Origin of the sequence: Amycolatopsis kentuckyensis (assembly GCF_002155975.1) — a bacterium.
Lineage (GTDB): Bacteria > Actinomycetota > Actinomycetes > Mycobacteriales > Pseudonocardiaceae > Amycolatopsis > Amycolatopsis kentuckyensis.
The window spans coordinates 1-11580 of the sequence record NZ_MUMI01000476.1 but is presented as its reverse complement, the minus strand read 5'-3'; the positions used below and the strand labels follow the sequence as shown (position 1 = coordinate 11580).

Sequence of the window (11580 nt, the reverse complement as noted above, 5' to 3'; positions counted from 1 at the left end):
GGCGGCCGCTCGGCGCCATCCACCGGCGGGACCTCATCGCCGCCCTCCGGGACGCCGTCCCTGCCGAAAGCCTGAAGACCGGCAGCGAAGTCACCGAAGTCCGCGAAGACGGCCTCGTCCGCGTAGGCAGCGAAGAACTGCGCGCCGACCTCGTCGTCGCGGCCGACGGCATCCGCAGCCGGGTCCGCCACGCGCTCTTCCCGGACCACCCGGAGCCGGTCTACGCCGGCAGCACGGCCTTCCGCGGCGTCGCGCACCTCCCCGGCACCGGGCTGAGCACGAGCTTCGACCGCGGCACCGAGGTCGGCGTCCTGCCCCTGACCGGCGGCGACGTCTACTGGTGGATCTCGACCCTCGCCGCACCGGGCACCCGCGAAGCCGATCTTCGAGGAGCCTTCGAGAACTGGCACGACCCGATCCCCGCCCTCCTGGCCGCCACCCCGCCGGAGGCCGTGCTGCACCACGACCTCTACTACCTGGGCACGCCCCTGAAGAAATTCACCCGCGGCCGGATCGCGCTGCTCGGCGACGCCGCGCACGCCATGCCGCCGTTCCTCGGCCAAGGCGGCTGCCAGGCCATCGAGGACGCCGTCGTGCTCGCCCACGCCGTGTCCACACAGGACACGGACACCGCCCTCGAGAGCTACGACCAGCAGCGACGGCCCCGCAGCCAGCAGGTCGTCCGCGAGTCGGTCCGGATGGGCAAGCTCGGCCCGCAGCTGACCAACCCGGTCGCGACCACCCTGCGCACGGCCCTGCTGAAATGCCTACCGGCCAAGGCCACGGCCCGGGTCGGCGCGGGGATCACGGGGTGGGCGCCGCCGCGTCTCCCCCGACCAGTCCCGCCTCGTACGCCGTGATCGCCGCCTGGACCCGGTTCTTCGCGCCGAGCCGGGTCAGGATGGTGCTCACGTGCGCCTTCACCGTGCCCTCGACGACGAACATCTTCGCCGCGATGTCCGCATTGGACAGTCCGGAACCCAGCAGCGTCAGCACTTCCCGCTCACGTGGGGTCAGCGCGGCGATCCGCTCGCGGGCCGCGGCCGCACGCGCCAGCCGACCGCCGGACAGCCGGGCGATCACCCGCTGCGCCACCTTCGGCGAGAGGAACGCGGCCCCGCCGGCGACGGCGTGGATGCCGGCCAGCAACTCCCGGGGGTCGCCCGACTTCAGCAGGAACCCGCCCGCGCCCAGCCCCAAAGCGCGCTCGATGTAGTCGTCCTCGCCGAACGTGGTCAGCATGATCACGCCGGTCGCGGGCAGCAACCGCCGGATCTCGGCGGCCGCGCCGAGGCCGTCCAGCCCGGGCATCCGGATGTCCAGCAGCACGACGTCGGGGTGCGTGGCGAGGACCTGCGAGACAGCCGAGCGGCCGTCGGCGGCTTCGGCGACGACCTCGATGCCGGAGTCCGCGGCGAGGATCGCCGCCACCCCCGCCCGCATCATCGCTTCGTCGTCGGCCAGCACGACCCTGATCACGATGCCCCCTCGGCGAACCTGTCCTTGGCGACCAGTCTCCCACCGGCGAAACACAGCCGGTAGGCGGCGTAGTCGTTGTCGAGCCACGATCTTCCCGTGCCGTAGTACTCGCAGACGACCCCGGGCACGGACGGCTGCGGCGGCTCACCCTGCACCGGCCGGGCGATGCGCTCACGCTCGGGCAGCTGCGGCGCCACCTCGCTCTGCGGCTGCCCGATCCACAGCCGCTCGTAGACGCCGGCCGGCAGTTCCGACGAGTTCCACTGGTACAGGAACGCGATCCCGCCGATCGCGAGGACCATCGCGAACAGTACGGCCGGGACGGCGACAGCCTGGATCAGGCTGCGCCGCACGTCTCGCCGGGCCAGCTCCAGAGCGCGGGCCGACCTCGACGGCTCGGCATCGTCCTCGGAAAAGGCGGCCGGCTCGGCCTCGTGCGGCAGCGTCGCGCTGACGGCGAACCCGCCGGCGTCGGCACCGGCCCGCAGCGTGCCGCCGACGAGCCGGACGCGCTCGCGCAGGCCGATCAGCCCGACGTGCCCCGACGCGACCCCGGGCAACGGCCCCGCGGGCGGCGGCACGTTGACGACGCTGACGTCGGTTCGCGCGCCGGCGCTGGTCACCCGGACCGTCACCGCCGCACCCGGCGCGTGCTTCGCCACGTTCGTCAGGGCTTCCTGCACCACGCGGTAGGCGGCGCGGGCGACCATCGGCGGCGCCCCGTCGACGTCCACTGTGGACTCGATGAGCAACCCGGAGGCCCGCGCCCGGGCGATCAGCTCGCCGAGGTCACCCTGCACCGGCTCGACCGGCGCGGCGTCCTCGCGCAGCACGCCGATGATCTCGCGCAGCCGTTCGGTCGCCGTCGCGGCGCTGGTCCGCAGCTGCGCGGCGGCGTCGCGCTGGGCGTCGTCGAGCCCGCCCGCGACCTCCAGCGCGGCGGCGCGGACGGCGATCAGGCTCAGCTCGTGCCCCAGCGAGTCGTGCATGTCGCTGGCGATCCGCGCGCGCTCGCGCAGCCGGGCCTGCTCGGCGACCAGCTGCTGCCTGCTCTCCATCTCCTCGGCCCGGCGCCAGCCGGTGCGCGCGAGCTCGCCGCGGACCCGGACGTACCGGCCGAGCAGCCACGGCGACAGCCCGGCGAAGACGAGGATGGCGACCATCGCCGCCCAGTCCCCGAGGCCGTCCGGGCCGAAGACGAGCGCGAGCGGAATCCCCAGCACCGCGACGGCCGTCCCGGTCAGGATCCCGGGACGGGCGCGCGGCATCCGCAGCCCGGCCTGGTAGCTGATGGCGACCAGCACGAAGATCACCCACGCGGGCACGTGGTCGCCGTAGGGGAACGGCACGGCCAGCGCCCCGGCCAGCGCAATGCCGAGCGAGACGGCCGGGAACCGCCGGACGGTCACGACCGAGCCGGCCACGATCAGAAGACCGCCGGCCAGCTCCCAGTACGACCGGCTGTCCAGCGTGCCCACGACAACGGTGAACGCGAGAAACACCCCGAGGGCAACGTCGAGCGCCACCTGCCACCTGCGCTTCGTCACCGTCCGCACGAAATCGAAACTACAAGCCGTGACGACGGCCGACCACTGCCGAAAGTCAACCTTTCGAGGCGGTCGCGAACCCCAGCGTCTGTGGCCAGGCCAGGGCGAACGCCTCGGCGGAGCACGTGAGCGGTGCTCTCGGTTCCGAACATCGCTCGCAGAGGTCGGTGAGCACTGCTCTCGCTTTGGAGCGCCGCGCCGGAGTGGCCGTGAGCAGTGCTCTCGCTTCGGAGCACCCCGTCGGGCTGGCTGTGAGCAGCGCTCTCGACACCCATCGGTGCGCGCGGCGATACGCGAGCAGTGCTCTCGACGCCCGTCCGCATCCGCCGCGATACGTGAGCAGTGCTCTCGACACCCGTCGGTGCGCGCCGCAGTACGCGAGCAGTGCTCTCGACACCAGTCCGCGCACGCCGCGGTACGTGAGCAGTGCCCTCGACACCAGTCCGCGTGCGCCGCGATGCGTGAGCAGTGCTCTCGATCGCGAGCACTGATGCCTGTCCCGCGAGAGCAGTGCTCTCGAAGTTGAGCGCCGCTCGCCCGCTTGCGAGAGCAGTGCTCTCGACAGTGAGCACCGCTTCAGCACGAGGGTCCGCGAGTTCGCCGACACGGACGGTGGGCGTCTCGATGCGCATATCCGCACGGTGGCGCCCTTGGTGTTGCATGATGATCCACCATGGCCGAGCGCACACTCGCCGACCAGTTGGGCGGCTACCTCCCCGAAGGCATCGAGGCCCTCGAAGAGCACGAGCGGCAGGACCTCGCCGACGCCCTGCGCGACGCGCGCAGGCGGCAAGCGAAAGCGCTCGCCGAAGCGGGCGAAGAAGGCCTCCGGTACGTCCCCGCGCTGCTGCGCGGCGCGGTCCGGAAGGTGGTCGGCCTGTGACGTCGGAAAAACGGACCGCGGCGAGCTACGCGGCCGAGGCGGAGATCCTCAAGCTGGCCCGCGTCCTCGACGTCGAGCCCGCGCGCCTGGCGTACCTCGCCCGGGTCGACGCCGACGACCTGCAGGCCTTCCGCGATCAGGTCACCGACACGCTGTTCGACGCCAACGCCGCCGCGCTGCAGCGGATGGCGCTGGCCGCGCGGGTCGTGCCCGTCGGGGTGCTCGCCAAGATCGCCGAGAAGGTCTTCGGCCCGCTGCTGTGCGCCCGGATCGCCGGGCTGGTCGACGTCGCGCGCGGCGTCGATGTCGCCAAGCGGCTCAGCCCGCACTTCCTCGCCGAGGTGGCCGCGGAACTCGATCCGCGGCGGGCGAGCGCGATCATCAGCCGGATCCCCCTGGACACCGTCCTCGCCGTCGCCGACGAACTCGCGCGCAAGGAGGACTGGATCACCCTCGGCCGGTTCGTCGGGCACCTGCCCGACCTCACCGTGCGGCGGGCCCTGGAGCGGATCGACAACCCGTCGCTGCTGCGGATCGCCTTCGTGCTCGACGACAAGCACCGCATCGAGCACGTCGTCGGGCTGCTCCCGGCGCACCGGCTCGGGCGGCTGGTCACCGCGGCGAGCGCCGACGAAGACCTCTGGACGCCGGCGCTCGACCTGCTGGCCCACCTGGGCGAGGCGCGGCGCGCCACGCTGAAACCGATGCTCTCCGGCCTGCCCGAAGGGTTCCGGGACCGCGTTCAGGCGACGATCAAGTAGATCCCGTAGCCGACGATCGCCGCGCAGAGCGCGAAGCAGATGACCGCGCCGGCCAGCGGGCCGGTGCCCGAGCCGCCCGCCGTCCGGGCCGAGTCGCGCTGCGAGAGCCCGACCACCCCGAACGAGAAGAGGCTCGTCAGCACCACGACCGACGCCAGGGCGACGAGGAAGACGAGACCGAGGGAACCCCAATCGATGTGCACGGCGCTCCTCAGGCGTTGGCCGGCTGGACGGCCGGCTCGGACTCGGTGACGGAGTGGGCGCCGACCGGATTGCGCTTCGACGCGAGGTAGATGCCCAGCGCCACGACGACGCCGGCCAGGCCGACCAGCACGGTGCCCCAGGTCCCGAGCGTCGAGACCTCGGCGGCGAGCGCACCGACGATCGCCGCGGCGGGCAGCGTCAGCGCCCAGGCGAGCACCATCCGGCCCGCGACGCCCCAGCGGACTTCGGCGAGCTTGCGGCCGAGCCCGGAGCCGATGATGCCGCCCGAGCAGACGTGGGTGGTGGACAGCGCGAAGCCGAGGTGCGCCGAGGTGAGGATGACCGCCGCGGCGCTGGTCTCCGCCGCGAACCCTTGCGGCGTCTGGATTTCCGTGAGCTTCTTGCCCATCGTCTGGATGATCCGCCAGCCGCCGAGGTAGGTGCCGAGCGCGATCGCGGTGCCGGCGGTCAGGATCACCCAGAGCGGCGGGCCCGAGTTCGGCGCGAGCGAGCCGGACGCGATCAGCGTCAGCGTGATGACGCCCATCGTCTTCTGCGCGTCGTTCGTGCCGTGCGCGAGGGACACCAGCGACGCGGAGGCGATCTGGCCGGCCTTGAACGTCCGGCCGACCGTGTCCCGCTTCGCCCGTGCGGTGATCCGGTAGACGAGGAAGGTGCCCAGCGTCGCGACGATCCCGGCGACGATCGGCGAGGCGAGCGCCGGGATCAGGACCTTCTCGACGACCTTCCCGAAGTGGACGGCGTCGGAGCCGGAGGCGATCCAGGTCGCGCCGATCAGGCCGCCGAACAGCGCGTGCGACGAACTCGACGGCAGCCCGACCAGCCACGTCACCAGGTTCCACACGATGGCGCCGACGAGGCCGGCGAAGATGATCACCGGCGTCACCTTCGTGTCGTCGACGATCCCGCCGGAGATCGTCTTCGCGACCTCGACCGAAAGGAACGCGCCGACGAGGTTCAGCACGGCCGAAACGGCGACCGCGACTCTCGGCTTGAGCGCCCCGGTGGCGATGGAGGTGGCCATCGCGTTGGCGGTGTCGTGGAAGCCGTTGGTGAAGTCGAAGGCCAGCGCGGCGACGATCACCACCAGCACGATCAGCGAGAAGTCCATGGGCGGCCCACTTTCGTTGCTGTCGTTGGCAACGCTACTGATCGACAGGGGCGGGTCCGATCCCTGTCGTGTGACGGCTTACTGAACTCTGCATGAACCGGGGTGGGGTAAACCCCACCAAAACACTGTGGTTTGACCCAATGCGCCCACCCACCGCCGCCTGGAACCCTCGAAACCGGGCGAAAGGGGCCACGATGAACAAGCTGGGGTGGGCGGTCGTCGCGACGGTGACGTCGGCGGTCGTGTTCTTCTTCGGCACCGGGCTGGATCCGGTGCCCGAACTCGCTTGGCTGGCGCCACTGCCGATCTTGCTGCTCGCGCCACGCGTTTCCGGTGCCGCGGCGATGGCTTGCGCGTTCGTCGCGTACGCCGCGGGCAGCTCCGGCAGCTGGAGCTACTTCTGGCATTCCCTGGCGGTCCCGCGCCCCGCGGCGATCGCGATCCTCGGCGGCAGTGCACTGTTGTTCGCGCTGGCCACGGGCTTGTTCCGGGTGCTGGTCCGCCGCGGGAACGGCTTGCTGGCGGCGGTCGCCGCGCCCGCGTTGTGGACCGTCGTGATCTACGGCGTCTCGCTGCTCAACCCGACCGGCGTCATGGACACCCTGATGACGACGCAGGCCGACCGGCCATCGGTGCTGCGGCTCGCCGCGGTCACCGGCGGCTGGGGCGTCGAATTCCTCGTGCTGTTCGTCCCGGCCGCCGTCGCCGCCGCGCTCGCCCCGGGGGTCCGCGGCCTCGCCCGGCTGGCCGGGCTCGTCACCGTCGCCGCCGCCGTGGGCGGCCTCGTCTTCTGGAGCACCCCGCCCCTGAGCGGGCCTTCGACGCGAGTCGCGCTCGTCGCGCCCGGCCAGAGCCGCTGGGCTGCCGACGTCGCCACGCCGGACGGCCAGGCGCTCCTCCGGTCCTATGTGGACCAGATCGGCCGGCTGCCGGACGGCGTCCAGGCCGTCGTGCTCCCCGAAGCCGCCTTCGCGGTGGACCAGGCCAGCCGTCCGCGGCTCGTCGACGCCTTCACGGAAGTCGCCCGCACGCGGAGCCTCGACGTCGTCACCGGCGTGATCGACACGACGCCGGACGGCCGGTTCAACGCCGCGCTGGCGATCCCGCCGTCGGGCCCGCCGGTGGAATACCGCAAGTGGCACAACGGGGATTCGCCGAACATCGCCTCCGGTACCCAGCTCGCGCACCTCGCCGGGATCGGGCTCATGGTGTGCATGGACGTCAACTTCGCCGACCCCAGCAGCGACTACGGCCAGGCCGGCACGGGCCTGGTGCTCATCCCGGCGTCCGACGAAGACGTCGACGGCTGGGCGCACAGCCGCACGGCGCTGATCCGCGGCGTCGAGAACGGCTTCTCGGTGGCGTGGAGCGCAACCCGCGGGACGCCGATGCTCGCGGACGCCCAGGGCCGCGTGCTGGCCGAGGCCCACACCGGCGGCAGCCCGTTCACCGTGGTCGTCGCCGACGTCCCGATCGGGCCGGGGAAGACGCCGTACGCCCGCTTCGGCGACTGGTTCGCGTGGCTGTGCGGCCTGGTCGCGCTGGTCGGTGTCGTCGTCGGAGCTCGCCGATCCTCGTTGTCACCCGTCACAACGAACGCGGGTCAACTCTGAGCGTTTTCCCAGGTTGTCTCCAGCGGTATGTGACCGATCATGATCTGCGTCACGTACTGACGGGTAACTGGAGGCAACGGAATGCGGGTCACCAACGGCGGTGTCAAGCGAACCCTGGCCGTGCTCGCCGCGGCGCTCACCTTCGGCGCGGTCGCACCGTCGATCGCGCAAGCGGCTCCGAGCGGCGGCTGGAACGACTGGGGCTGCCGTCCGTCGGCCGCGCACCCGGAGCCCGTGGTGCTGGTCCACGGTCTCGGCGCGAACGGCACCGTCAACTGGTTCTTCCACGCGCCGAAGATCGCCGCCCAGGGCTACTGCGTCTTCTCGCTGACCTACGGCACCGGCATCCTCGGCCCGGGTGTCGGCGGGCTCGCGTCCATGCGTGCCAGCGCGGCGCAGCTCGGCCGGTTCGTCGACGAGGTCCGGACCACGACCGGCGCGGCGAAGGTCGACATCGTCGGCCACTCCGAGGGCAGCACGATGCCGGCGTACTACCTGAAGTACGGCGGCGGCGCGGCCGAGGTCGCCCACTTCGTCGGCTTCGGCGCCAACTACCGCGGAACGACCCTCGGCGGCCTCGATGCGCTGGCCAAGGCCCTGCTCACGTCCGTACCCGGCCTCGGAGCGATCCTGCGCACGGCGTGCGGCGCGTGCTCGGAGTACCTCGCCCCGTCGGCGTTCCTGGACGACCTCGCCCGCGGCGGTGTCCACGTCCCCGGGCCCACGTACACGAGCATCGTGAGCAAGTACGACGAGGTCGTGACGCCGTACACGAGCGGGATCCTCGGCGAGCCGGGCACGACGGACATCGTGCTGCAGGACTTCTGCCCGTCCGACGCGTCGGGCCACCTCGGCCAGGCGATCGACCCGAACGTCACCGGGCTGATCCTGCACGCGCTGGACGAGAGCTACGCGCCGACGTGCACGCCGTTCCCGTTGCCGCTGTGAACCTCGAGCAGGCGCGGCTCAGCGCACGCGCTCCCCTGCTCGCCACACCGTGTTCGTCAGCGGCACGCCCGGCCGGTAGGCCAGGTGCGTCACCGAAGGCGCGTCGAGCACGTGGACGTCCGCCCGCGCGCCGGGCCGCAGGACGCCCACGTCCTCGCGCCGCAGCGCCTTCGCGCCGCCGGCCGTCGCGGCCCAGACCGCCTCTTCGATCGTCATGCGCATCTGGAGCACGGCCGTCGCGACGCACAACGCCATCGACGTCGTGTATGAGCTGCCCGGGTTGGCGTTGCTGGCCAGTGCCACCGTCGCGCCCGCGTCGAGCAGCCGTCGCGCCGGGGCCAGCGGCTGGCGTGTCGACAAATCGCACGCGGGCAGCAAAGTCGCGACCGTTCCGGAGGCCGCCAGCGCTTCGACGTCGGCGTCCGCAAGGTAGGTGCAGTGGTCGACACTCGCCGCGCCGAGCTCCACCGCCAGCCGGACGCCGGGGCCCTCGCCGAGCTGGTTGCCGTGCACCCGCAGGCCGAGCCCGCGCCCGGCGGCGGCCTTCAGCACCCGCGCCGACTGGGCCTCGTCGAAGGCACCGGTTTCACAGAACACGTCCGCCCAGCGCACGCTTTCCGCCACCGCATCGAGCATCTCGCCGCAGACCAAGTCCACATAGGACTCGACGTCGGCGCCCGGCGGCACCAGGTGCGCGCCGAGGAACGTGACCTCGTCGGCCACCTCGCCGGCGATCCGGGCGCTGCGGGCTTCGTCCGCGACGGTCAGCCCGTAGCCCGTCTTCGTCTCCAGGCACGTCGTACCCTGCCGGGCCGCCTCGTCGACGTGGCGACGCAGGTTCGCCGCCAGCTGCTCGTCGGACGCCTCCCGCGTCGCGCCGACGGTGGTCGCGATTCCCCCTGCGGTGTAGGGCTTTCCGGCCATCCGTGCTTCGAACTCGGCGGTGCGGTCGCCGGCGAAGACGAGGTGCGTGTGGCTGTCGACCCAGCCGGGCAGCACCGCGCGGCCTTCGACGTCGACACGCTCGTCGGCCGCCGGTGCGCTCGCCGCCGGGCCCACCCAGGCGACGCGCGAGCCGTCCAGGACCAGGGCCGCGTCCGAAAGCCGGCCCAGCGCCGGGTCGTTGGTGGTGAGCTCGCCGATTCCCGTGATCAGGACTGCCACAGTGCCTCGATCTCCTTCGCCAGAACGGTTTCCGGTCGGTCGACGAGCAGGTGCGTGCCGTCCCGGACGACCTCGCGGCCGGCGACGACGACGTGTCGGACATCGGCCGCGGACGCCGCGAACACGACCCCCGACGGCTCGATCCCGGCTGTCCGCACCGAATCCAGGGCCACGGTGACGAAGTCCGCGCCCGCCCCCTCGGCGAGCGCGCCGACCTCGTCCCATCCGATCGCCGCGTGGTCCGTGCCCGCTTCGAGGAGCTCGCCGGCGCTGAACCGGCCGCGTTCCTCGCTGGCCAGCCGGTCGTCCAGCTCCAGCGCCCGGGTCTCTTCGAACGCGTCGACGACGGCGTTGCTGTCGCTGCCGATGCTCAGCCGCACCCCGGCGTCCCGCAGCGCGCGGGCCGGGCCGATGCCGTCGCCGAGGTCGCGTTCGGTGGTCGGGCAGAAGCACGCCCGCGCTCCGCTCAGCCGGTCGATGTCCGAGGTCGTCAGGTGCGTGGCGTGCACGGCGACCAGGCGCTCGGTCAGCACCCCGCGATCAGCCAGGAGCTCGGTCGGCGTGCGGCCGTAGGCGGCCTGGCACTGTTCGTTCTCGGCCCGCTGCTCCGACAGGTGGACGTGCACCACTCGCGCACTGTCCACAAGCGACAGCTGGTCGGCCGGAACCGCGCGCACCGAATGGATCGCGGCGCCGACGCGGAACAGCCCGTCTTCCTCGAGAGCGGCCACCCGCGCGGCCCACGCCGATGCCGAGCCGTCGGAGAAGCGCCGCTGGACCTCGTCCGGTTCGACACCGATGCCGCCCGCCAGGTAGCACGTGTCGAGCAGCGTCAGACGGATCCCCGCGTCGGCCGCGGCCTGCCGCAGCGCCTCCCCCATCGCGTTCGGGTCGGCGTAGGGCTTCCCGCCGGGTGCGTGGTGCAGGTAGTGGAACTCGCCGACGCTCGTGTACCCGCCGAGCACCATCTCCGCGTACACCCCGCGCGCCAGCCGGTAGTACGTGTCGGGGTCGAGCCGCGCGGCCAGGGTGTACATCCGCTCGCGCCACGTCCAGAAGGTGCCGCGCTCGTGGTGCGTCCGCCCCCGCAACGCCCGGTGGAAGGCGTGCGAGTGCCCGTTCGCGAAGCCCGGCAGCGTCAGCCCGCCGAGGATCGTGCCCGTGCGCGGCGAATCCGGTGTCACGCCGGTGATCCGGCCGTCGGCGACGTCGATGCGCACGCCGGACGCGATCCCGTCCGGCAGCCAGGCCTGTTCGCACCAGAAAACTGTCGGTGCCGAGCGATAGGCTGGAACCGGGGGGCGCCCCCGCGGGCTGAAGGTCGGGTTGGGGGTCACTGCGCCAGCCGCTCCAGGACCGTGGCCAGCGCCGCGGCGCCGGCTTCGACGTCCTCGGCCTCGGCGAACTCCTCCGGCGAGTGGCTGATCCCGGTCGGGTTGCGCACGTAGAGCATGCCGGCCGGGACGAACCCGGCGAGGATGGCCGCGTCGTGCCCGGCCCCGGTGGGCAGTTCCGGCGGCGCGCCGAGCCACCCGGCGAGGTCGCGGCGGAGGGCGTCGTCGAACACGACATCGTCCGAATAGGACTCCCGGGTCACGGTGACCCGGCAGCCCTCCTCCTTCGCCGCTTCCGACGCCGCCCGGCTGATCTCGGCGACCAGCCCCGGCGTACCGGCGCCGGGCACCCGCGCGTCCAGCCACAGGTCCACTGTGGACGCGATGACGTTGGTCCCGCCGGGGGTCGGCACGAGCCGGCCGACGGTCGCCCGGGCGTCCGGCACCTTCGCGGCCAGCCGGCGGACGGCCGTGACCGTCGCGGCGGCGGGCAGCATCGGGTCCGCGCGGTCGGC

General features: G+C 72.6%; 11 protein-coding genes and 1 pseudogene. 5 read left to right on the top strand and 7 right to left on the bottom strand.

Translation table 11 applies throughout. The annotated features are described in order from the left end of the window. Positions 1–860, top strand: an 860-nt coding sequence (locus tag CCN39_RS37490; RefSeq protein ID WP_086850217.1) for an FAD-dependent monooxygenase, incomplete at its 5' end; no start/stop codon positions are given. On the opposite strand, the gene CCN39_RS37485 is transcribed toward CCN39_RS37490, so the two are convergent. Continuing rightward, positions 805–1479: a response regulator transcription factor gene (locus CCN39_RS37485; RefSeq protein WP_086850215.1), complete on the bottom strand. Its 675-nt coding sequence runs from the start codon at positions 1477–1479 to the stop codon at positions 805–807. The genes CCN39_RS37490 and CCN39_RS37485 overlap by 56 nt on opposite strands. Then, the gene (locus CCN39_RS37480; protein ID WP_086850213.1) at positions 1476–3035 is read right to left on the bottom strand and encodes a sensor histidine kinase; all 1560 of its coding nucleotides are present in this window, start codon (positions 3033–3035) and stop codon (positions 1476–1478) included. The genes CCN39_RS37485 and CCN39_RS37480 overlap by 4 nt, the downstream gene beginning before the upstream one ends. Before the next feature lie 664 nt (positions 3036–3699). On the opposite strand from CCN39_RS37480, the gene CCN39_RS37475 reads away from it, so the two are divergent. After that, positions 3700–3909 carry a hypothetical protein gene (locus CCN39_RS37475; protein WP_086850211.1) on the top strand — a complete coding sequence of 70 codons (210 nt, stop codon included), beginning with the start codon at positions 3700–3702 and terminating at the stop codon, positions 3907–3909. Further along, on the top strand, positions 3906–4670 hold the full coding sequence (locus CCN39_RS37470) for a hypothetical protein (protein ID WP_086850209.1): 765 nt from the start codon (positions 3906–3908) through the stop codon (positions 4668–4670). Before CCN39_RS37475 ends, CCN39_RS37470 begins: the two co-directional genes overlap by 4 nt. On the opposite strand, the gene CCN39_RS37465 is transcribed toward CCN39_RS37470, so the two are convergent. Both CCN39_RS37465 and CCN39_RS37460 read right to left on the bottom strand, forming a co-directional pair. Beyond that, a complete protein-coding gene (locus CCN39_RS37465; protein ID WP_086850207.1) occupies positions 4652–4873 on the bottom strand; it encodes a hypothetical protein in 222 nt (73 codons plus the stop codon). The two genes, CCN39_RS37470 and CCN39_RS37465, sit on opposite strands and share 19 nt — an antisense overlap. A gap of 8 nt (positions 4874–4881) precedes the next feature. After that, entirely contained in the window at positions 4882–6006 is a 1125-nt protein-coding gene (locus CCN39_RS37460; protein WP_086850205.1) for an inorganic phosphate transporter, read from the bottom strand. A 194-nt stretch (positions 6007–6200) separates the two neighbouring features. On the opposite strand from CCN39_RS37460, the gene CCN39_RS37455 reads away from it, so the two are divergent. Together CCN39_RS37455 and CCN39_RS37450 are read left to right on the top strand one after the other, a co-directional pair. After that, on the top strand, positions 6201–7619 hold the full coding sequence (locus CCN39_RS37455; protein ID WP_086850203.1) for a carbon-nitrogen hydrolase family protein: 1419 nt from the start codon (positions 6201–6203) through the stop codon (positions 7617–7619). 81 nt (positions 7620–7700) lie between these two features. Continuing rightward, on the top strand, positions 7701–8567 hold the full coding sequence (locus CCN39_RS37450; protein WP_086850201.1) for an esterase/lipase family protein: 867 nt from the start codon (positions 7701–7703) through the stop codon (positions 8565–8567). Positions 8568–8585: 18 nt separating this feature from the next. On the opposite strand, the gene hutI is transcribed toward CCN39_RS37450, so the two are convergent. From hutI to CCN39_RS37435, 3 genes and pseudogenes are all read right to left on the bottom strand, one after another. Then, positions 8586–9731, bottom strand: coding sequence for an imidazolonepropionase (gene hutI / locus CCN39_RS37445; protein ID WP_086850198.1), 1146 nt, complete (start codon positions 9729–9731; stop codon positions 8586–8588). Next, positions 9719–11002, bottom strand: a pseudogene (locus CCN39_RS37440) (formimidoylglutamate deiminase); the annotation flags it as partial. The gene hutI and the pseudogene CCN39_RS37440, both read right to left, overlap by 13 nt. Positions 11003–11064: 62 nt before the next feature. Next, the coding region (locus CCN39_RS37435) for a M20/M25/M40 family metallo-hydrolase (protein ID WP_143264294.1) at positions 11065–11580 on the bottom strand (516 nt) is incomplete at its 5' end.

Bases quoted from the DNA above. Each gene is read 5' to 3' on its own strand.
- CCN39_RS37475 (WP_086850211.1), top strand. From the start codon at position 3,700: ATGGCCGAGCGCACACTCGCCGACCAGTTGGGCGGCTACCTCCCCGAA.
- CCN39_RS37450 (WP_086850201.1), top strand. From the start codon at position 7,701: ATGCGGGTCACCAACGGCGGTGTCAAGCGAACCCTGGCCGTGCTCGCC.
- CCN39_RS37455 (WP_086850203.1), top strand. From the start codon at position 6,201: ATGAACAAGCTGGGGTGGGCGGTCGTCGCGACGGTGACGTCGGCGGTC.
- CCN39_RS37460 (WP_086850205.1), bottom strand. From the start codon at position 6,006: ATGGACTTCTCGCTGATCGTGCTGGTGGTGATCGTCGCCGCGCTGGCC.